Source organism: Achromobacter ruhlandii (genome assembly GCF_902859695.1).
Taxonomy (GTDB): Bacteria; Pseudomonadota; Gammaproteobacteria; order Burkholderiales; family Burkholderiaceae_B; genus Achromobacter; species Achromobacter ruhlandii.
This window is the reverse complement of the sequence record NZ_CADIJL010000002.1, coordinates 140,157-162,149: the sequence shown is the minus strand read 5'-3', so window position 1 is coordinate 162,149 and position 21,993 is coordinate 140,157. Positions and strand designations below refer to the sequence as shown.

14 protein-coding genes and 1 pseudogene are annotated in these 21,993 nt (G+C 66.8%); 6 read left to right on the top strand and 9 right to left on the bottom strand.

The window, feature by feature from the left end:
* Nucleotides 1-88: 88 nt before the first annotated feature.
* Nucleotides 89-5,764: an autotransporter outer membrane beta-barrel domain-containing protein gene (locus HV742_RS03040; RefSeq protein ID WP_175144429.1), complete on the bottom strand. Its 5,676-nt coding sequence runs from the start codon at nt 5,762-5,764 to the stop codon at nt 89-91.
* A gap of 262 nt (nt 5,765-6,026) precedes the next feature.
* A complete protein-coding gene (locus tag HV742_RS03035) occupies nt 6,027-7,337 on the bottom strand; it encodes an MFS transporter (RefSeq protein ID WP_175144428.1) in 1,311 nt (436 codons plus the stop codon).
* 298 nt (nt 7,338-7,635) lie between these two features.
* Between HV742_RS03035 and prfB the strand changes: the two genes are divergently transcribed.
* The 4 genes from prfB to HV742_RS03015 all read left to right on the top strand — a co-directional run bounded on the left by prfB (nt 7,636) and on the right by HV742_RS03015 (nt 11,411).
* Nucleotides 7,636-8,740 (top strand): peptide chain release factor 2 gene (gene prfB / locus HV742_RS03030; protein WP_175144427.1). Its coding sequence is split into 2 segments (ribosomal slippage): nt 7,636-7,716 and nt 7,718-8,740, totalling 1,104 coding nucleotides; the frame shifts between segments, so codons are not numbered across the junction.
* Nucleotides 8,741-8,782: 42 nt separating this feature from the next.
* Complete coding sequence (locus HV742_RS03025; protein WP_175144426.1) at nt 8,783-9,538, top strand: SDR family oxidoreductase; 756 nt, start codon at nt 8,783-8,785, stop codon at nt 9,536-9,538.
* Between the two features lie 10 nt (nt 9,539-9,548).
* Nucleotides 9,549-11,072: a lysine--tRNA ligase gene (lysS, locus tag HV742_RS03020; protein WP_049073203.1), complete on the top strand. Its 1,524-nt coding sequence runs from the start codon at nt 9,549-9,551 to the stop codon at nt 11,070-11,072.
* A 15-nt stretch (nt 11,073-11,087) separates the two neighbouring features.
* Nucleotides 11,088-11,411 (top strand): hypothetical protein, encoded by a 324-nt coding sequence (locus tag HV742_RS03015; RefSeq protein ID WP_049073202.1) that lies wholly within the window; start codon nt 11,088-11,090, stop codon nt 11,409-11,411.
* Between the two features lie 52 nt (nt 11,412-11,463).
* Here the strand turns inward: HV742_RS03015 and pdxR are convergent, their stop codons facing one another.
* The gene (pdxR, locus tag HV742_RS03010) at nt 11,464-12,972 is read right to left on the bottom strand and encodes a MocR-like pyridoxine biosynthesis transcription factor PdxR (RefSeq protein ID WP_175144425.1); all 1,509 of its coding nucleotides are present in this window, start codon (nt 12,970-12,972) and stop codon (nt 11,464-11,466) included.
* A 177-nt stretch (nt 12,973-13,149) separates the two neighbouring features.
* Between pdxR and HV742_RS03005 the strand changes: the two genes are divergently transcribed.
* Both HV742_RS03005 and HV742_RS03000 read left to right on the top strand, forming a co-directional pair.
* Entirely contained in the window at nt 13,150-14,403 is a 1,254-nt protein-coding gene (locus tag HV742_RS03005; RefSeq protein WP_175144424.1) for a benzoate/H(+) symporter BenE family transporter, read from the top strand.
* On the top strand, nt 14,400-15,227 hold the full coding sequence (locus HV742_RS03000; RefSeq protein WP_175144423.1) for a YggS family pyridoxal phosphate-dependent enzyme: 828 nt from the start codon (nt 14,400-14,402) through the stop codon (nt 15,225-15,227). Before HV742_RS03005 ends, HV742_RS03000 begins: the two co-directional genes overlap by 4 nt.
* 19 nt (nt 15,228-15,246) lie before the next feature.
* Here HV742_RS03000 and HV742_RS02995 read toward each other — a convergent pair whose 3' ends face one another.
* From HV742_RS02995 to HV742_RS02970, 6 genes and pseudogenes are all read right to left on the bottom strand, one after another.
* Nucleotides 15,247-15,900 carry a TetR/AcrR family transcriptional regulator gene (locus HV742_RS02995; protein WP_175144422.1) on the bottom strand — a complete coding sequence of 218 codons (654 nt, stop codon included), beginning with the start codon at nt 15,898-15,900 and terminating at the stop codon, nt 15,247-15,249.
* Entirely contained in the window at nt 15,897-17,051 is a 1,155-nt protein-coding gene (locus tag HV742_RS02990; protein ID WP_175144421.1) for a thiolase family protein, read from the bottom strand. Before HV742_RS02990 ends, HV742_RS02995 begins: the two co-directional genes overlap by 4 nt.
* The gene (locus HV742_RS02985; protein ID WP_175144420.1) at nt 17,048-18,901 is read right to left on the bottom strand and encodes an AMP-dependent synthetase/ligase; all 1,854 of its coding nucleotides are present in this window, start codon (nt 18,899-18,901) and stop codon (nt 17,048-17,050) included. Before HV742_RS02985 ends, HV742_RS02990 begins: the two co-directional genes overlap by 4 nt.
* Nucleotides 18,898-19,692, bottom strand: coding sequence for an ABC transporter ATP-binding protein (locus HV742_RS02980; protein ID WP_054415813.1), 795 nt, complete (start codon nt 19,690-19,692; stop codon nt 18,898-18,900). The genes HV742_RS02985 and HV742_RS02980 overlap by 4 nt, the downstream gene beginning before the upstream one ends.
* 40 nt (nt 19,693-19,732) lie before the next feature.
* Nucleotides 19,733-20,913, bottom strand: a pseudogene (locus tag HV742_RS02975) (ABC transporter substrate-binding protein).
* 41 nt (nt 20,914-20,954) lie between these two features.
* Nucleotides 20,955-21,992 carry a branched-chain amino acid ABC transporter permease gene (locus HV742_RS02970; RefSeq protein WP_026384306.1) on the bottom strand — a complete coding sequence of 346 codons (1,038 nt, stop codon included), beginning with the start codon at nt 21,990-21,992 and terminating at the stop codon, nt 20,955-20,957.
* Between the last annotated feature and the right edge of the window lies 1 nt (nt 21,993).

Here is a 21,993-nt window from a genome sequence, read left to right as displayed (position 1 = left end):
GTTGCCCCGCCCGGCGCCCGCCGCGCGGAATGGCTGTATCCCCTCGCAGCCATGAGGATGCGCCCAGGCTGGGCGCATCCTTCCCGGCTCAGAACCGGTACTTCAGGCTCAGGCCGCCCTGGGTGTCGCGGTAGCCGTGGTCGCCCTGTTGATGGGTGACGTTGGCTGACAGCGCGAGGTTGTCGCTCAGGTTGCCCGAAACGCCGATCCTGGCTTCGCCGACGTTTTCCGCGCCCAGAATCCAGTTGCGATTGGCCCCCATCGCGACCCCATACTTGTTGGTGTTGTGCAACCAGTTCAATTCGAGCGCGGTTTCGACCTGGCCGGCAAGGCTGGCGCCAGCGGCGGCCGATTTGCTGACCATGGCCAGGCGAGCCCCGAGGCGCGTCTGGATGTTGCCATCGCCTTCACCCTTGACCACGGTCGGGCCGGCGTCCTGCTGCACGAAAGTCCTGGCCTTGACGCCGCCGTACATGATCTGCGCCTGGGGCCGCACGCTCAAGCGGTGTTCGCGGCCGCCGCCATTGCCGAACGACGCCATGTCGATGGCATAGCCGGCCTCGATCGAGGCGGTCACACCCTCGGCCTTGTACTTCTCCTTGAGACCGCTGCCTTGAGCGCTGTTGTTGAAGTCGTTGTAAAGCAGCCAACCATCGACGTAGGCGCCGCGATGGCTTTGGCCGTCCTGGTACCAGGTGCCATACACGCCGGCGCTATAGCCGTCCACCTGGCCACGGGCGTTGCCGGTGGCGGCGTTGCGGGTCTTGCTGCGTTGCTGGCCATGGCCCGCCATGATGCCGAAACGCCATGCATCCCGGCCGTTGATACTGCCCGCGATGATCGAGCCCCCCAATTGCAGCAGGCTGCGGTCGGCACTGAAGCGGTTTTCACCGTCGAACATCATGCCGTGCGTGGTTCCCCCAGCAACCCGGGCCCACACCCGGCCGCGCGCGCCGGTGACCGGGTCCACGGATTCGCCGCTTTCGCGATCGCTCAAGCTGGTGTTGAACAGCGTGTTCGCCGCCAGCAGGTTGCTGGCATAGGCGCCGAACAAGGGGCTGACGTTGTGATCGCGGATGTCGTCAGAGCCCGGTGACGCTTGCTTGGCGCTGGTCAGATACCAGATGCCGTTGGCTTTATTCTTGCTGTTTTCCTTGCTGTTGAGCGAATAGACATACCCCCCGGCGGTGACGTCGTTGGCAAGCACGAAGGTATCGGTGCCGCTCGCGCCCCCGGCGACGGTGATAAGGGTGATGCCGTCCACGGTTTGACCACCCGCGCCGCCTTCATTTTCGACAGTCACCAGGGTCTTGCCGCTGGCCACGCCTTGAATGATGAGCTGGTCGGCGGGACTGCTGTCGTCGCCCAGCACCGCGCCCAGCGTCACCGCGCTGCCATCCCTGCCTTCCCAATCGCCATCGATGGTAAAGGTCTGGAGGGCGCACGTGTCGCAGTTCTTGAGGTTGAGCGTGCCGCTGTTGAGGAACTTGCCCCGCACGCCATCGGTGCCGAGTTTGAGGGTGACCGGCGTGGATACCGGCTTCCCGTTGGCTTGAACGTCGTTGAATACCAGGGTCCCCTGGTTCTCGATCCCGGCGAAGTTCTGGTTCGTCGCCCCCAGATTGAGCCTGGCGCCCGGCCGGATGGTCACATTGCTGGTCTTGGCAATTGCGTTGGCGACCGCGGTCTTGAGCGTGCCCGCCTCGACGGTGGTGGCGCCGGTGTAGGTGCTGGCGGCCGCCAGCTCCAGCGTGCCCGCGCCCTTCTTGGTCAGGGTCTTGCCGTCCCACTTGAAATCGTTGGTGGTCGCGTCAACCCCCGCCACATCGGCCAGCGCCGTCGCCAGTTTGAACGCGCCGTTTTCGGCGATGGTGAAGTTGCCGCTCGATTTGTTCTTGTCGTCCTCATTCCAACGGAGCTTGTAGCTGAGTTCCAGCTTCTTGGCGTCGCCCGTCGCGACCTGGAGACGAGGCGTCAGGTAATCGATCTCGGTCGCGCTCGTATCGAAGACAGTGACGCTGGGCGTGCCGTTGAGATAAATGCCGTTGGTGTCGTTGCCGGCCGGCCCCGTGGCTGGCAGGGTCAGGATCACCTGGGGCGTGTCCAGCGCTTCGCTGCTTGCAGGCGGATGGGCGTCGGTCAGCTTGATGGGGTCGCCAGCGGCGATATTCAGGTTTCCATCTTCATTGATGTAGTCCTTCAGGTTGTCGGCGCCAAGCGCCTCCCCTGTCGTGAGGGTGAGCGGCTTTGTTGACGGAATCGTCGAAATGAACGTGTCCGCCAAGCTGCTCAGCACCCAAATGCCCTCGTTGATCTTGCCCGTTGCGTCCTTCCTGCCTTGCCGGAGCTTGTAGACGAAGCCGCCCGCGGTGACCGGGCTGTCCAGCACGAAGGCATTGGCCAGGCTGCTGCCGGTGGTGATGAGGGTGATACCGTCGGTGGTTTCGCCCCCCGCGCCGCCGACATTGCGGACCTTGACTCGGGTGGTGCCGGTGGCCGCGCCAGTGATGTCGACTTTGTCGGTGATGCTGTCGTCGCCGGCCAGCATGGCGGTCAGGGAAATCAAGCTGCCGGCGCCGCCGACCCAATCGCCCTGGACCTGGAAGGTCTTGCCAACGGTGCCGTCGCCGGTGTCGAGTTCGAGCGTGCCTGCATTGCTGACGTTGCCGGCCAGGCTCATCGGGCTGGCACCTTTCCTGCCCTCGCCTCTGTCATTGAACGCGATGATGCCGCGATTGGTGATGGCGCCGTGAGTGTTGCCGCCCACGGATTGGGCAAAGCCGCCCATGTTGAGCTTGGCATCCGCGGCAATCGTCAGATTGGCGCTGGTGGCGAAAGCATTTTCGGCTCCCGCTTTGAGTTCGCCCTGGTTGATGATGGTGTCGCCGGTGTAGCGGTTGCTGGCTGCCAGCACCAGCGTGCCCGGGCCGTTCTTGGTCAGCGTCTTGCCGTCCCACGGCGTGGCGCCGTTGGTGTTCGCCCCCGTGTCGGCCAGCGCCGCGCCAAGCTCGAAGCTGCCGCCACCAACAGTGAAGGTGCCGTGCGCCTTATCGGCCGTTTCGTTCCAACTGAGTTTGTAGCCGGCTTGCAGGGTCTTGCCGTCCGGAGATCTGGACACGTTGGCCGTCAAATAATCGGGTTGCGCCGCGCCGTTGAGGATGACGTTGGGCAAATCGCCCTTGATGGCCCCGGTGACGCTTGCGATCCCGACGCCGCTTTTCTCTGCCTCGGTGATGCGGGGCATCGTCATGTCGAGGGTCACGCCCTCGCCGAAGATCATGTCTCCCTCCGCATTGACGGCGTACTTCGCCTTCTCTTCGGCGGTCAGCTCCCTGGAGAAATCGAACGGCAGCGTGGTGCCTGCCGCGATCGTGGGAAGGGTGACATTGTCAATGTCCGGCTGCGGGGCTGCAGGCGGGACTTCCTGCGACCCGGGAACAGGCGGGGCGGCCGGCGGCACACCGCCATCCTCATCCTTGGCGCTGCTCAGATACCAGACTTTCTGATTGGCCGAATCGGCTTTGTTCAGGAGCGAATAGACCAGGCCGTTGGCGGTGAGGGGTCCGGCGGTCAAGGTGAAGGCGCCGCTTGCGCTATCTTCGCCAGCGGTGATCAGGGTGATGCCGTTTGTGGTGCCGGTCGTCCCTGCGCCGTTGATATTGCGCACCTGGACTTTGGTGGAGCCGGTGGCGGCGCCCGTGATTTCGACTTTGTCGGTGACACTGGCGTCGCCGTTGCCAAGGGCGGCGGCCAATTTGATCAGGCTGTCGGCACTGCCAGTCCAATTGCCAATGATCCGCAACGTCTTGCCAACGGTATCGTCGCCGTTGTCGAGATCGAGCGTGCCGGCATTGAGCAGGTTACCGGTCAGGCTCGCCGAATTTGTGCCCGCCTTGCCGGCATTCAGGCTGTTGAACAGGATGCTGCCGTTGTTGGTGATGACCCTGTCTTCGCTCCCGGCCTGGGAGAATCCGCCAAGGTCCAACGTGGCACTTGGGCCAATCGTCAGCTCGCTGCTGTTTGCAAACGCGTCCGCGATCCCGGTCTTCAACACGCCCCCGTGGATCGTGGTGGCGCCGGTGTAAAGGTTCGCCGCCGTCAACTGCAACACGCCCGGGCCGGCTTTGGTCAGGCTCTTGCCATCCCATTTGTTGGACGCCGGAAGGTCCTTGATGTCGCTCAGCGCCGCGCCCAGGGTAAAGTCGCCGCCTTCGGCAATCGTGAAGGTACCGTGTGCCTTGGCGGGGTCTTCGAGCCAGCTGAGCTTGTAGGTGGCCTGGTAGCCGATGGGGTGGGCCGGTATCACCGGCAGGGGCGGGAGCATCCCGCCGAATGTATCCTGCTTATCGACCTCCTCTTGGGTCCGCTCCCCGCCCATTGCAATGCCGGATGCGAACGTCAGGTAATCGACCGGCGAGGTGTCGGTGACGACAATGCCGCCGACGGCGGTCTTGGCGAAATCGCCCTCGACGAAGACTTCCGATTCGACTTGATTCTGGGTGACAAACAGCAACTGATCGGTCGCGCTGCCATCGGTGATACCGGCCAGGTTGAACGTCGTGCCGGTTCTACTGATGGTGGCCTTGCTGTTATTGAGGATGAGCCGCAAATTTTCCGGATTGCTGGATTTCGTGCCGTCGCCTTTGAGCGTGCTGCGGGCAATGACGGAGAAGGTGCTGCCATCCTTGAAGACCAGGTCGCCGATCCGGGTCAAGCCCTTTCCCGACACCATCAGCGTAGCGCCCTCGCCAATGGCGAGTTGCGGCATGCGCATGCGATTTATCACGGCAGCCGAATCGTCGGCGGGAAACAAGGTGGCCGCCAGCTTACTGCGCTGTGGCCCTTGCTTGATGTCGGCGAAACCTGTTTGGTACGTTCCATTCAAATCAATCCACTCTGCCGCATTGTTCAAGATATGCAGCGAACTGCTGGATGAGCCGACAGGCGCATCCAGCACCACGCTGCCGTTGATGGTGGATCCTCGCTCAAGCATGAGCAGGTTGTTGCCGCCGGTGAAGTGGAGAGCCTCTCCATAGCGGCCATGGACCCCGCTTTCCTGGGCCTCGCCTCCTGCCGTGCCAATGCCCTGCCGCCCAAAACCGGGCGTTCCAGCGCTGATTGATCCTGCGGGCGTGGCATCGGTAAACACAATGTCCAGGTCGCTGCCCACGATGGCCGCACCGCCATCGCCGCCATTGCCGCCCTTCACCGGCGGATCTCCGCCTTCGACAGCGCCGCGGCCATTCATGCCATGGGCGCCTGCGCCCCCCTTGACTGAACCACCGCCGATGACAATCCGAAGATTGCTGCCATGAATGGCATCCGCGCCGCGGGCGCCATTTTCGCCAACCTTGACGGCCGCGGTCCCCGCCGCGCCACCGACCAGGGCGCTGTTTACCCGCACCACGTTGTTGTCGCGCAGCGAACCGTCTTGCGTGGTGAATGCATACGCCGTTTCGCCATCGGTCGCGGACGCATAGGGCTGCCCCTTTGCACTGCCGTTGCTGCCATTCAGCCCGGGGGGCTGCGCCGCCAAGAACGGCGTGTTGTGCTTGGTCAGCAGGATGTTCTGCGTGGCGGCAGGGTTCGCGGGCGTTTCCCCTGGCACTTCCGCCGCATGCACGCCCGCCGCCTGTCCCGAGAGCGCCAGGGCGACGTAGAGGGCAGTGGTGGTTTTGCGGGGAATGAAACGCCTGGAGCCGGTGTGACTGCGGGTGGACCGGGTCGGTGGGCGGAAAGCGGCGCGCGAGGAAGCAGGGGTCATGATCGTTTTGAACTCCGCGGCCGCTGCGGTCAGAATGACCGCGGCCGAGCCGCAAAATTGCTGGAGGAAAATGCGTTAATGAGAATGATTCATTAACGCAATACGCCTCAGCATTTTCGGCACAAAACGGGCGGAAAGTTTCGCTGTCGCCTCGAAGCCAGACCAAATGACGCTCGGCGCCGTAAAAGAAAACGGGCGCATCCTTGCGGATGCGCCCGTTTCGCTCGCGGCCCCATCAAGCGGGGCCCCGCGCGCGGCTACGCTACTTGTTGACCAGCCTGGCCGGCTGCGCCAGCGCCACCAGCGCGCCGACCACCAGGCACGCCGACAGCATGTACAGGCCGGTGTTGGTGGTGCCGGTCATGTCCTTGAGCCAGCCCACCAGGTAGGGGCTGACGAAGCCCGCCAGGTTGCCCACCGAGTTGATCAGCGCGATCCCGGCCGCGGCGGCGGTGCCGCCCAGCAGCGCGGTGGGCAGGCTCCAGAACAGCGGCAGCACCGTGCAGATGCCGATGTTGGCCACCGTCAGCGCCAGGATGGCCAGCACCGTGTTGCCGCTCCAGACCGCCGAGAACAGCAGCCCCAGCGCCCCGAACAGCGCCGGGATCGCCACGTGCCAGCGGCGCTCGCGGTTGCGGTCGGAGTTGCGTGCGATCAGGATCATGCCGATCACCGCGAACAGGTTCGGCACGGCCGTCAACAGCCCGATCGCCAGCGGGCTCTGCACGCCGGTGCTCTTGATCAGCGTCGGCATCCAGAACCCCACCCCGTACAGGCCCATCACGAAGGAGAAGTAGATCAGCGCCATGGCCCAAACGCGCGGGCGCGCCAGCGCGGCGCGGATCGGCGGGTCTTCCTTGTGCTGCTCCTCGGCCGCGATGTTGCGGATCAGCACCGCCTTCTCGCTCGCGGTCAGCCACTTGGCCTTGTTGATGCGGTCATCCAGGTAGACCAGCACCAGCACGCCGATGATCACCGAAGGAATGCCTTCCAGCAGGAACAGCCATTGCCAGCCCGACAGGCCATGGTCGCCGTGGAACGTATTCATGATCCAGCCGGAGATCGGGCCGCCGATCAGCCCGGACATGGGCACCGCGGTCATGAAGAAAGTGGTGATGCGCCCGCGCCGGGCGGCCGGATACCAGTAGGTCAGATAGAGGATGATGCCCGGGAAGAAACCCGCCTCGGCCGCGCCCAGCAGGAAGCGCAGGAAATAGAACATGTGCACGCTGGTCACGAACATCATGCAGGCCGAGATGATGCCCCAGGTGATCATGATGCGCGCGATCCAGACCCGCGCGCCGACTTTGTGGAGAATGATGTTGCTGGGGATCTCGAACAGGAAATAGCCGATGAAGAATATCCCCGCGCCCAACCCGTACACCGTCTCGCTGAACTGGAGTTCCTGCAGCATCTGCAGCTTGGCGAAGCCCACGTTGACGCGGTCCAGGTAGGCCACGACATAGCAGACGACCAACAGCGGCACCAGCCGCCACCCCACTTTGCGGTAGATCCGGTCCTCCTCAGCCGCCGGGATCGCCGGCGAGACCCCGGGGGCCATAGTGTGTTCCATCAACGTCTCCTCCTCTCACGGGAAAGGCCGGCTGTTTGCCGGCGCCTTGCCGGTCCCGCGTTCCCGCGACGGGGACATATGGGCCGGCAGACCAAGCCTAGAACCCCATAGTTGACAAAAAACTGAACAAATATGCGCTCTGCGCGCAAACCCCTAGAACGAACCGGCGGAATCGGGCGGCCCCTTGCCGGCACGGTTTTTGTCGTCATCCGTCCCCCCGGTGGCCCGGCCGGCCCCACGGGCCGGCGTCTTACACGGTAAAATGCCCGGTTTCGCACAAAAGTCATCAGGAATCATCATGGAAGCCGAACGTCAGAACCAGCTCGCAGCCCGCCTCGCCGACTACGCGGAGCGCGAACAGGCTCTACGGAGGTATCTTTGACTACGATGCCAAAACCGAACGCCTGCAGGTCGTAAACGCCGAGCTCGAAGACCCGGAGGTCTGGAACGACCCCAAGCACGCCCAGGACCTGGGCCGTGAAAAGAAATCCCTCGAGGACGTGGTCGAGACCCTCGCCGCGCTCGGCACGGGCCTGGCCGACGCCAACGAACTGTTCGAACTGGCCGCCGCCGACAACGACGACGCCACCCTCGAATCCATCGAGCAGGACGCCAATGGCTTCCAGGAAAAGCTGGAAAGCCTGGAATTCCGCCGCATGTTCTCGAACCCGGCCGATCCCCTGAACTGCTTCCTGGACATCCAGGCGGGCGCGGGCGGCACGGAAGCGCAGGACTGGGCCTCGATGCTGCTGCGCCAGTACCTCAAGTATGCGGAGCGCAAGGGCTTCAAGGCCGAAGTGCTGGAAGAATCCGAGGGCGAAGTGGCCGGCATCAAGTCGGCCACCATCAAGCTCGAGGGCGAGTACGCCTTCGGCTACCTGCGCACGGAAACCGGCGTGCACCGCCTGGTGCGCAAGAGCCCCTTCGACTCGTCGGGCGGCCGCCACACCTCGTTCGCCAGCGTGTTCGTCTACCCCGAGGTCGACGATTCCTTCGAAGTCGAAGTGAACCCGGCCGACCTGCGCGTCGACACCTACCGCGCCTCGGGCGCGGGCGGCCAGCACATCAACAAGACCGACTCGGCCGTGCGCCTGACGCACATCCCGACCGGGATCGTGGTGCAGTGCCAGAACGACCGCTCGCAGCACCGCAACCGCGCCGAAGCGATGCAGATGCTCAAGTCCAAGCTGTACGAACTGGAAATGCGCAACCGCATGGCCGAGCAGCAGAAGCTGGAAGACTCCAAGACCGACGTGGGTTGGGGCCACCAGATCCGCTCGTACGTGCTGGACCAGAGCCGCATCAAGGACCTGCGCACCAACGTCGAAATCTCCAACACGCAGAAAGTGCTGGACGGCGACCTGGATCCCTTCATCCAGGCCAGCCTCAAGCAAGGCGTGTAAGTTCCGCGATACTTCCGTCCACCGTCCCCCGAGGGTTCACGCATGTCCGACACCATCGCAATTCTCACCGGCGCCTCGCGCGGCATCGGCGCCGCCATGGCGCGCGGCCTGGCCAAACCGGGCACCCGCCTGATCACCCTGGCGCGCCGCGAAGACCCCGAGCTGGCCGCCTACGCCCGCTCGCAGGACGCGCAGCTTGAACAGGTGTCCGTGGACCTCTCGGACCTGGCCGCGGCCGAAGCGGCCGCGCGCCGCATCTGCGACACGCTGCCGCGCGACGCCCGTCGTTACCTGCTGATCAACAACGCCGGCACCGTGCACCCCGTGTCCGGCACCGACGCGCTGATCGACGGCCCTGCTATCGCCGCCGCCTTCAATCTGAACGTCACGGCCGTGATGCTGCTGACCGCACGCTTCCTGGCCGCGGTCGAAGACCTCAAGGCCGACCGCCGCGTGCTCAACATCTCCTCCGGCGCCGGCCGCAACCCCAACGCCGGCTGGGGCGTGTACTGCGCCACCAAGGCCGCGCTCGACATGTACTCGCGCGTGGTCAAGCAGGAACAGGGCGAGAACGGCGCGCGCGTCGTCTCGCTGGCCCCCGGCATCGTCGACACCGACATGCAGGCCGCCATCCGTTCCAGCGATCCCAAGAGCTTCCCGGCGCTGGCCAAGTTCCAGGACTTCCACGCCACCGGCAAGCTGTCCTCGCCCGCCAACGTGGCCTCCCGCATCCTCGCCTACCTGGATCGCGACGATTTCGGCGCCACCGAAATCGACGACATCCGCAATTACGACTGATCCCCCGACCATGACCGACCACACGACCGCTCCGGCAACCGCCCAGGATGAAAACCGCTTGATCGCCGAACGGCGCGCCAAGCTGGCCAAACTGCGCGAAACCGGGGTCGCGTATCCCAACGATTTCGTCCCCGACGCCCGCGCCGCCGCCCTGCACGACAAGTACGACGACCAGACGCAGGAAGCCCTGGCCGCCGCGCCCGTTACCGTCAAGGTCGCCGGCCGCATGATGCTCAAGCGCGTCATGGGCAAGGCCAGCTTCGCCACGCTGCAGGACAGCACCGGCCGCATCCAGATCTACCTGGACCGCGGCACGCTGGGCGAAGACAGCTACGCCGCGTTCAAGCAATGGGACATCGGCGACATCATCGCGGTCGAAGGGTCGGTCTTCAAGACCAACAAGGGCGAACTGTCGGTGCACGCCGCCACGGCGCGCCTGCTGTCCAAGTCGCTGCGCCCGCTGCCGGACAAGTTCCACGGCGTGGCCGACCAGGAGCTGCGCTACCGCCAGCGCTACGTCGACCTCATCATGACCGACGCCACGCGCCGCACCTTCGAGGCGCGCAGCAAGGCCGTGGGCAGCATCCGCCAGTTCATGCTGAACGCCGGCTTCCTCGAAGTCGAAACGCCCATGCTGCACCCGATCCCGGGCGGCGCGGCGGCCAAGCCCTTCGTCACGCACCACAACGCGCTGGACATGGAAATGTTCCTGCGCATCGCGCCCGAGCTCTACCTCAAGCGCCTCATCGTCGGCGGCTTCGAGCGCGTGTTCGAGGTCAACCGCAACTTCCGCAATGAAGGCGTGAGCCCGCGCCACAATCCGGAATTCACGATGATGGAGTTCTACGCGGCCTTCGCGGACTACCGCTGGCTGATGGACTTCACCGAGGAACTGATCCGCCAGGCCGCCATCTCGGCCACCGGCAGCGCCGTGCTGACCTACCAGGAACGCGAGCTGGATCTGTCCAAGCCGTTCGACCGCCTGACCATCTGCGAAGCCATCCTCAAGTACGCCCCGGGCTACACCCAGGCGCAACTGGACGACCCGGCCTTCGTGCGCGCCGAGCTCAAGAAGCTGGGCGCCGACGCCGACGGCCCGGTGCTGTCGCGCGCCGGCCTGGGCGCGCTGCAGCTGGCGCTGTTCGAGGAAACGGCTGAAGCCAAGCTGTGGAACCCCACGTACATCATCGACTACCCGGTTGAAGTGTCGCCGCTGGCGCGCGCCTCCGACACCCGCGAGGGCATCACCGAGCGCTTCGAGCTGTTCATGACCGGCCGCGAGATCGCCAACGGCTTCTCCGAGCTGAACGATCCCGAGGACCAGGCCGAGCGTTTCCGCTCGCAGGTCGAGGCCAAGGACGCCGGCGACGAGGAAGCGATGTACTACGACGCCGACTACATCCGCGCGCTGGAATACGGCATGCCCCCGACGGGCGGCTGCGGCATCGGCATCGACCGCCTGGTCATGCTGCTGACCGACAGCCCCAGCATCCGCGACGTCATCCTCTTCCCGCACCTGCGCCGTGAAGACTAAGACGCGGGCGGCATCATGATCGTCAAGATCCTGATGCTGGCCGCGGTGGTTGCGGCGCTGTTCTTCATGGTGATGCAACCCCGCCGCGGCCGCGGCGGCTACGCCACGGGCCCCGCGCCCGCGCGGCGCACGCCGCTGTTCATCGCGCTGTGCCTGGCCACCGCGCTGGCCCTGACCGGCACGCTGGTCACCGCGGTGATCTGGATGGGCAGCGTTGCCGGCGGCGTGACCGGCGGCGGCTACCATGGCGAAGCCGATTTCCTCCTGACCATCGCCGGCGCCCTGCTGGCGATCGCCGTGGCCTGCGGGGTCGGCGCCTTCCTCAAGCGCAAGGGCTGATTCGGCGCCTCGGGCCGTCCGCGAGCGACCGCCTTCCGCGGCGCCAGGCCCCCTACCCCTTCTTCCTTATCGCGACCGCCAGGCGCCGCATGGCCAGGTCGATCTCGTGCGCGCTGAGCGAGGCATAGCCCAGCAGCCAACCTTGCAGCGCGGGCGTATCCGCATACAACCGCGCCAGACCTGGCAGCACCAGCCCCGCCTGCGCGGCGCGGCGGATGGTGTCGGCCTCGGACCATCCCGGTTCCAGCAGGCACGGCACCTGCAGTCCGCCTTCGGGACGCAGCGCGCGCGCCACGCCCGCCAGGTGTTTGCCAACCGCCTCCAGCATGGCCTCGCGCCGCCCGGCGTACAGCTTGCGCATGGCGCGCACGTGGGCGTTGTAATGGCCATCGGCCATGAAGCGCGCCAGCGTCAGCTGCAGGACCTGCGGCGTATGGCCGTCGACGATGCTGCGCGCGCGGCTGAAGGCGCCGACCAGCTCGTCCGGCAGCGCCATGTAGCCCATCCGCAGCCCAGGATAGAGCGTCTTGCTGAAGGTGCCCAGGTAGATCGTGCGGCCATGCCGGTCCAGGCCTTGCACGCACGCGGTCGGCAGGCCGTCGTAGTGGAATTCGCTGTCGTAATCGTCCTCGATGATCCACTTGCCGTTTTCGGCCGCCCAGCGGGTCAGCTCGAGCCGCCGCGCCAGCGACAGCGTCGCCCCGGTCGGATACTGGTGCGACGGCGTCACGTAGACGCAACTGGCGCCGCTGCGGTCGGCCCGCAGCAGGTCGGTGCGGATCCCGTGCGCATCGACGTCGATCGGCACCACCCTGGCCTCGGCGAACTCGAACGCCTTGCGGGCGCCGAAGTAGCCCGGGTTCTCCAGCAGGATCGGCTTGCCGGCATCCGCCAGCAACTGCGCGCACAGGAACAGCGCCTGCCGCGTGCTGCTGAGCACCACGATCTGCTCGGCGCGGATCCGGGCGCCGCGCTCCAGGTTCAGATAAGTCGCGATCGCGCGGCGCAAGGGCTCGGCGCCCTGGGGATCGCCGTGCAGCAGCACATGGCCGCGATGGTCCTTCATCACCTGCCGCTGCAAGCGCTCCCACACGTCCGTCGGAAAGGTGCGGGTCTCGGGCAGGCCGGTGGCGAACGCCTGGATCGTCTGCTGGTCGGCCACGCCGCCGCTGTCGAAGATCGCGCGCCCGCGCCGGCTCAGGCCCGCCGCGGGCGCGGACGGCTGCGCCGTCGCCCGGCGTTCGCGCTGCGGGGCGCGGCGCCGCGCCGAACCCCGCAGTTCGGCGCCGATGGTCTCGGACACATAGCTGCCCGAGCCCTTGCGCCGCGCGATGAAACCGTCGCGCTGCAACTGCACGTAGGCGTTCTCGACCGTGTCGCGGGCCACCCCCAGCAACTGCGCCAGCGCGCGGCTGGCGGGCAGCTTCACGCCGGGATCCAGGTCGCCGTCCAGCACCAGCGCGCGTAAGGCGCGCTGGATGCGCAAGTGCAGGTCGAGCGGCGCCAGGTCGGCGTCGCCCATACGGATTTTCAGCGTCTCAAGCGCGAAGGTCTTGCTCATGTAGCCTGCCCGCAGGCGGAGAAAGTGTCACTGGCAGCCTGCCATTCCAGGCGAGGCAGAAGTCGTCGCAACGAAAAAGTGGTCTGGCACGTATTGCCAAAGTGTACTGCCTTGACAGTCCAATGCCGCGCTACAAAGTGGTCTGCCATTCAACCTTTCCCGCTTCTCACCGCCCCCATGTCATCGCCAAGCGCCTCTTCCCTGTTCCCGCGCGATCTCGTCCATCCCATCGTGGCCGGCCTGATCTCGGTCATCGTCAACTACGGCGGCACCTTCATCCTGGTATTCCAGGCCGCCAAGGTCGCCGGCCTCAGTCCGGCGCTGACCGCCTCCTGGGTCTGGTCGGTGTCGATCGGCGTGGGCGTCACCGGCATCGTGCTGAGCTGGCTCAGCCGCGAACCGGTCATCACCGCGTGGTCCACGCCCGCCGCCGCGTTCCTGGTCACGGCCCTGGCGACCACGCCCTATGCCGAGGCCATCGGCGCCTACCTGGTCTCGGCCGCCGCCTTTGTCCTGCTCGGGCTATCCGGCTGTTTCGACAAGGCCATCCGCTTGATTCCTCCGGGCGTCGCCGCGGGCCTGCTGGCGGGCATCCTGCTGCCCTTCGGCATCGGCGCCTTCGGCGGCATGAGCCTGGACCCGCTGCTGGTGGGCTGGCTGATCCTCGCCTACGTCGCGCTCAAGCGCTACACCGCGCGCTACGCCGTGGTCGGTATCCTGGTGTCCGGCCTGGCGCTGCTGCTGGCGCAGGACCGGGTCGACCTGTCGGGGCTGCGGCTGGAGTTCGCCACCCCCGTCTTCACGGCGCCCGAGTTCTCCCTCAACGGCCTGCTGAGCGTGGCCCTGCCGCTGTTCCTCATCACGCTGACCGGCCAATACATGCCCGGCATGCTGGTGCTGCGCAATGACGGATTCAAGACCAGCGCCAACCCTATCGTCACCCTCACCGGGCTGGGGTCGCTGCTGATGGCGCCCTTCGGCTCGCATGCCTTCAATCTGGCCGCCATCACCGCCGCGATCTGCACCGGCCGCGAAGCGCATGACGATCCGTCCAGGCGCTGGATCGCTGGCATCGCCGCGGGCATCTTCTATATCCTGGTCGGCGTGTTCGGCGTGACGCTGGCCGCCGTGTTCATGGCGCTGCCCGCCACGTTCATCACCACGCTGGCGGGCCTGGCCCTGCTGGGCACCATCGGCGGCAGCCTGGCCAGCGCCCTGGCCGACCCCAAGACCCGCGAGGCCTCGCTCATCACCTTCCTGGCGGCCGCCGCCAACATCAAGCTGTTCGGCATCGGCGGCGCCTTCTGGGGCCTGGTGATCGGCTTGCTCGCCCACGCCGCGCTCAATGGCCGCCTGCCGCGGCGCATCCGCCCGCCCCGCCACATTGATCTGCCGCGTCCTGAATCCGCCGGCAAGGACATGGTGAAATGATGACGCTCCCGCCCGATTCCCCCGAGGCCGCGCCCGGCGTCCCTGATACGCAGACCCGTCACGACCAGCACGGCCGCTATCCCCAGGCCCTCAGCGTCGAGGACTTCCGCCGCAACCTGGCCGCGATCCACGCGCGCATGGACGCCGCCTGCCGGCGCGTCGGCCGCGACCCGGCCAGCGTGCGCCTGTTGCCGGTCAGCAAGACCATGGACGAATCGCGCATCCGGCTGGCCCATGCCGCCGGCTGCCGCCTGCTGGGCGAGAACAAGATCCAGGAAGCCCATCGCAAATGGGAGAACACCACGGACCTGGCCGGCCTGCGCTGGTCGGTCATCGGCCACTTGCAGACCAACAAGGCCAAGCTGATGGCGCGGTTCGCCAGCGAGTTCCAGGCCCTGGACAGCCTGCGCCTGGCCGAAGCGCTGGACCGGCGCCTGCAGGCGGAAGGCCGCGCGCTGGATGTGTATGTGCAGGTCAACACCTCCGGCGAGCCAAGCAAGTATGGCCTGGCGCCCGACGAGGTGGCCGCCTTCCTCCAGGCACTGCCCGCGTTTTCTTCCCTGCGGGTACGCGGCTTCATGACGCTGGCGCTGTTCTCCCGCGAGGCCGAACGCGTGCGCCAGTGCTTCGTGCTGCTGCGCGGCCTGCGCGACCGCCTGCGCCAGCAGGCGCCGGCCGGCATCAGCCTGGACGAACTGTCGATGGGCATGTCCGGCGATTTCGAGATCGCTATCGAGGAAGGCGCCACCGTCGTGCGCGTCGGCCAGGCGATATTCGGCGCGCGCGCGTTGCCGGACAGCCACTACTGGCCCGGCGCGGCCTAGCCTGCGCGGCGGAACGGCGCTAGGCCACCGGCCAGCGCCCCGCGCCCTCCGGCAACGCCGGCAGGCTGGCCCGCAGCATCTCGTCGATGAACGCCGCCGGCCGCAGCCGGCCGTCGGGCTTGTACCACTGCACCGTCAGGTTCATCGCCCCCAGCACACAGCGCTTGATCACGCGCGCATCGCCGCGCAGCACGCCCGCGGCCACCGCCGCCGCCACCGCCTCCTGCCACATGGCTTCGTAGCGGTCGCTCAGCGCCTTGACGCTGGCCTGGCTCGGCGCCGACAGGCTGCGCCATTCATAGACCAGCGCGTTCATCGCATCGCCGCCGGCGCCGTGCAGCATGCTCCACATATGCACCCGGAACAGCGCCGCCAGCCGGTCGGCCGGCGCCTGGTAGCGAGCCAGCGCCCGGCGGCCTTCGTCCAGCACCTCCTGGATGCCGTTGTTCATCACCGCCACCAGGATTTCCTCCTTGCTGCGGAAATGATGGAACAGGCTGCCGGACTGCAGGCCCACGGCGCGCGCCAGTTCGCGCACCGTGGTGCGTTCGTAGCCGTGCTCGCGGAACAGCCGCGCCGCCGTCAGGATCACTTCCGCGCGGCGCAGCGATTCCGCGCCGTCTTCGTGACCGGCGTGTGCCGGCTGCGCCGCAACCTTGCCCGACCGGCTCATAACCGCTCGACGATGGTGGCGGTCGCCATGCCATGCCCGATGCACATGACTTGCAGGCCGAACTGGCCGCCCATGGCGCGCAGCCCGGCCAGCATCTTGGCCATCAACGCCGCGCCCGTGGCGCCCAGCGGATGGCCGTGGGCGATGGCGCCGCCCCACGGGTTGACCTTCGCCGGATCCGCCTCCAGCGTCTTCAACCAGGCCAGCACCACGCTGGCGAAGGCCTCATTGATCTCGATCCAGTCCACGTCTCGCAGCCGCAGGCCGGCCCGCTCCAGGGCGCGCTCGGTCGCGGCGATCACGCCGGTCAGCTGCAACACCGGATCCGAGCCGATCGCCACCCGGGCGCGAAAGCGCGCCTGCGGCCGCAATCCGTCCGCCAACGCAGCCGTCCGATCCGCCAACAGCACCGCCGCCGCGCCATCGGCCAGCTGGCTCGACTGCGCCGCCGTCACGTTGCCCTGCCCCGGCGGCCGCAGGGCCGGCGGCAGCGCCGCCATCTTGGCCGGATCGGCGTGCTCGCGTATGCCCTCGTCGCGCGCCGGCGCGCCCGGCGGACCAGGCAGCAGTTCAGTGTGGCGTCCGGCGCTGGCGGCGGCCCAGGCGCGCGCATGGCTCTGCATCGACCAGGCATCCAGCTCGGCGCGCCCCAGCTGCCACGTTTCGGCGATGCGTTCGGCGCTCTCGATCTGGTGGATCAGCGGATAGCGCCGCAACAATCCGGGGTTGAGCGATTCGAAACCGCGGAATTCGCGCTGGCCCAGCGTCACGTCCAGGAACATCGGCACGCGGCTCGTGCTCTCGACGCCGCCAGCGACCACATAGCGCATGTCGCCGGCCGCGATTGCCTGCGCCCCGGCATGCACCGCCTGCTGGCTCGATCCGCACATGCGGTTCAGGGCCACGCCCGGCACCGTCTCCGGCAGACCGGCCAGCAGCGCCGCCAGGCGGCCGATGTTGGCGCCCTGCTCGCCCGCCTGGCTGACACAGCCGGCGATCACATCATCGACCTGGCCGCCGGGCAATCCGGCGCGCGCCAGCAATCCCTGTATCACCTCCGCCAGCAAGTCATCAGGCCGGGTATCGGCCCACCAGCCGCCGCGCCGCCCGAACGGCGTGCGCACCGCCTCCACGATCACCGCTTCATTCATGCTGGCGTCTCCTCGGCGTAGAGCCGTTCGATTTCATCCGCATAGGCGCGGTAGATGCTGGCGCGGCGCACCTTCATGGTCGCCGTCACCTCGCCATCGTCGTGGTCCAGTTCCTTGGTCAAGAGATGAAAGCGCTTGATCTGCGCCACCGGCGCCAACCCCGCGTTGGCGCGCGCCACTTCATCGGCCACCAGGTCGCGCACCTCGGCGCATTCGGCCAGCGAACGGAAATGGGTGAAGGCGATGCGACGCGATTCGGCCCACTTGCCAACCGTCTCGAACTCCAGCTGGATCAGCGCCGCCACGTAACGCCGGCCGTCCGCGACGATCACGCACTCTTTCACATAGGGGCTGCCCTTGACCGCATTCTCGATCTCGGATGGCGTCAGGTTCTTGCCGCCCGCCGTGATCATGATGTCTTTCAGACGGTCGACGATACGCAACTGGCCGTCGCGCGCCTCGGCCACGTCGCCGGTATGCAGCCAGCCGTCGCGCACCGTCTCGGCGGTCGCGGCATCGTTCTTGTAATAGCCGGCGAACACCATCTCGCCGCGCACCTGCAATTCACCCTGCTCGCCCAGGCGCCAGTCCACTCCCAGGATAGGCTCGCCCACCGTGCCCGCCCGCACGCGGTCCGGATGCTGGCCGAAGATCATGCCGGTCGACTCGGTCAAGCCATACACCTCCACCAGCGGCACGCCGAGATTGCGGAAGTAGCGCACCACCTCGGGCGCGATCGGCGCCGCCCCGGTCATCGCCACCCGTACCCGCCGCAGGCCGATGAAATTCTGCAAGGCGCGCAGCACCAGCCAATACCACAGCGCATAGGTCAGCCGCTCGCCGGGACCGCGCTGGCGCGCCGACTTGTGCGCGAATGGCGCGCACGCCGCCAGCGCGCGCCGGTACAACCACCGTTGCAATCGGCCCGCTTCCTGCATCTTGATCGAGATCGACGCGTGCAGCTTTTCCCAGATACGCGGCACGCCCAGGAACACGCTTGGCGCCACTTCGCGCAGATCCTCCTGCACGGTGCGGATCGATTCACCGAAATTGACCTGCGCGCCCAGATAGATCGGCACGAAGGTCGACAGCATCTGCTCGGCCACGTGGCACAGCGGCAGGTACGACAGATGCACACTGCGCGCATCCATGCCCAGCCGCTCGGCAATGCCGGGGGCCACGCCGCGCATGTTGCGGTAACTGAGCATCGCGCCCTTGGGCTTGCCAGTCGAACCCGAGGTGTAGATCATCAAGCCCAGATCATCCAGCCTCTGCGTGTCCAGCAACTCATTCAGCGCCTGCAACCCTTCCGCCTCCAGCCGTTGGCCGTCGGCCTCCAGCTCGGCGAAGGCGATGATGCGCGCGCGTTCGGACGGCGCGTAGGAACGCAGCCCCTTGGTCTCCATCACCACGATGCGCCGCAACAGCGGCAGCCGGTGCGCCACCTGCAGCACCTTGTCGGTCTGCTCCTGGTCCTCGCACACCACCAGTTCGACGTCGGCATGCTCCAGCACATAGCCCATTTCCTCGGCCGGGCTCGTGGCATACACCCCCACCGCCACGCCGCCGACCGCGCCCGCGCCCAACTGCGTCAACAGCCACTCCAGTCGATTGTCGGCCACGATCGCGACCCGGCCACCGCGCGACAGGCCGGCGGCCTGCAGCCCCAGCCCCACGCGGCAGGCGCGGCGCCAATACTGCGCCCATGACACCGGTTGCCAGATGCCAAAGTCCTTCTGCCGCACCGCGATGCCGTCGGGCTGGCGCCGCGCCTGTTCGCGCAGCATCTGCGGCAGGGTCAGCGCCGGCCAGGCATCTCCGGCCGAGCCAGGGTCGATCGGCCCGTTCATGACAGCCAGCGCTTGCGGCGCTTGTAGTGCTTGATGTCGCGAAAGCCGCGCGCCTCGCCCGCGCCGCCCACGCCCAGGTAGAACTCGCGCACGTCGGGATCGGCCGCGAGCTTCTCGGCCGTGCCGTCGATCACCACCTTGCCCGTCTCCATGATGTAGCCGTAGTGCGCCACCGCCAGCGCCACGGACGCGTTCTGTTCCACCAGCAACATCGACACCCCCTGCTCGCGATTGATGCGGGCGATGATGGAAAAAATGGTTTCCACCAGCATCGGCGACAAGCCCAGCGACGGCTCGTCCAGCAGCATCAGCTTGGGCTGCGCGATCAGCGCCCGCCCGATCGCCAGCATCTGCTGTTCGCCGCCCGACAGATAGCCCGCCAGTCCCCGGCGTCGCTCGTACAGGCGCGGGAAATAGCCATACACCAGATCGAAGTCGGCCTTGGCGCCAGGCCTGCCGCTCAGCGCGTAGGTCGCCGCCACCAGGTTTTCCTCGACCGACAGATCCTCGAACACGCGGCGCCCTTCCATCACATGCGCCAGCCCGGCGCGCACCAGGTTCTGCGGCCGCGCGCCGGCGGTGTCGCCGCCGTCGAACAGGATGCGCCCGCGCGCCAGCTCGCCGTCCTCCAGGTCGAGCAGGCGCGACACCGCCTTCAACGTGGTCGACTTGCCGGCGCCGTTGCTGCCCAGCAGGGCCACGATGGCGCCGGCCGGCACCGACAGCGACAGGCCGCGCAGCACCTGCACCGCCTTGTTGTAGACCACCTCGATGTTGTTGATGTCCAGCACCGTGGATGGCGACGCGGCGTGTCCGGGATTCACGGGCGCCTCACTGCAGCACGATCCAGTCGGATGCCGGCACCATCTGCTTCTGCTTGGTATCGGCGCGGTAGATCCGGCCCACCGGAATCGAATTGCCCTTGATGCTGATCGGCACGCCGATCAGTCCGCCGGTGTCGAAGTCCTTGATGCCCTCCAGCGCCGTCTTCATGTTGGCGCTGGTCAGCTCCTTGCCCGCATCCAGCGTGCGCTTGGCCACCTCGGTGAACAGCATCGCCGCCAGGAAGCCCTGCATGTAGCCGGTGCTCTGGTATTGCGGCCGCAGCTCGCGGATCTTCTTGAGCATCGGCGCATCGGCCGTCTCGTCGTAGTAATAGCGGTACGGCATCACGCCCATGAAGCCCTCGGCATCCTCGCCCATCTGCATCACGGTGGAGTTATCCATGGTCCAGAACGTGCCCATGTAGCGCGTCTTCAGGCCCATGCGCTTGCCCTGCCCGACGAACTCGGGAATCGGCGCCAGCACGTAGCCGTGGAAAATGGTGAAGTCCGGATCGGCGCGGCGCAGCTTGATGACCTCGGTCGACACGTCGACGCTGCCCGGCGGCGTCATGATCTCGGTGGCCACCGTCAGCCCCAGCTTCTGCGCCACCGCGCGCGAACTGGCGATCGGGTCGCGCCCGAACTCCGTGTCCGAATACACGAACGCCACCTTGGCGCCCGGCTTCTCCTTGGCGATGAGCGCAGCAGGATGCCGAACATCTCCGTGTAGTCCGGCCCCAGCATGAACTGCGCCGGATACTTGGCCGGGTCATTCAGCTCGGTCGCGAACGACGCGCCCGTCATCAGGATGTTGCCCGAACGGTTCAGCTCGGCATTGATGGTCTTGGAGAACCCGGTCGAATCGCCATAGTAGAAATTGACCTTGTTCTGGCTGGTGATCTTCTTGAAGGCCGCCACCGAAGCATCCACCTTGTAGGCGGTGTCCTCCGGCACGTAGCGCAGCTTGCGGCCCTTGACGCCGCCCTGGTCGTTGACGATCTTGACGTAGTCGGTGATGCCGGCATGGATGCCCTGCCCGGCGAACGCGAACACGCCGCTCAGCGGGATCGAGCCGCCCAGCACCAGGTCCTCCTCGGCCTGGGCCGCCGGCGCCGCGGCCAACGCCAACGCCACGCCCAAGGCCGCCAGCAACTTCGATAAACCGCTGCCTATCCGGATGCGCTTCATGGTTTCGTCTCCTGGTTCTCTTGGGAATACGCGGCCGCCGTCTAGGTGCGGAATGGCCACAGATGGAAGTAGCGGCGCACGCGGCGCCAGATTTCCGCGAGCCCGTGCGGCTCGAAGATCAGAAAGCCCACGATGAGCAGGCCGAACACAATGGTGCGCACCGGCGATATCAGCCGCAGGGCATCGCCCCCCACCGGCAGCCAGCCCACCACCAGCTTGAGCAGTTCGGGCACCATGGTCATGAACACGGCGCCCAGGATCGATCCCAGGATCGACCCCATGCCGCCCACGATGATGGCCGCCAGGAAGAAGATCGACATGATCAGCGGAAAGCTCTCCGGCGTGACCACGCGGAAGAAATACGCCCACAGCCCGCCCGCCACGCCCGCGTAGAACGACGACAGCCCGAACGACAGCAGCTTGTAGCGCAGCAGGTGGATGCCCAGCACCTCGGCGGAAATGTCGCGGTCACGGATCGCGATGAACGCGCGGCCGATGCGCGTGCGGAACAGGTTGGCCGCGCCCAGCACCATCAGTGCCGTCAAGGGCACGATCAGCCAATAGATCTTGAACGACGTGTCCAGATCGATCCCCAGCAGCCGCGCCGGCGGCACCTGCAACCCGCCCGTGCCGCCGGTGAAGGCCCAATTCGCGAACACGAAGTGCGCGATGAAAGACGCCGCGATGGTCGAGATCGCCAGGTACAGCCCCTTGACCCGCAGCGACGGAATCCCCACCAGCAGCCCGCCCAGCATCGCCACCACGCCGGCGCCCAGCAGATTCAGCAGCACCGGCGTGCCCAGCCGCAGTTCCATCACCGCCACCGTGTACGCGCCCAGCCCCATGAAGGCGGCCTGCCCCAGGCTCACCAGCCCGGTGTAGCCGGTCAGGATGTTCAACCCCGTGGCGCTGGCCACGTTGATCGCCACCAGGCACGCCAGGTACAGCCAGTAGGCGTCGGCCACGAACGGGAACAGCGCCAGCGACGCCGCCAGCAGCGCGAGCCACAGCCGTTGGGTGCTGGTGTCGAACAGCGCCTCGTCGGCCCGGTAGGTCTCTTTCGCGGTCGCGATGCGCATG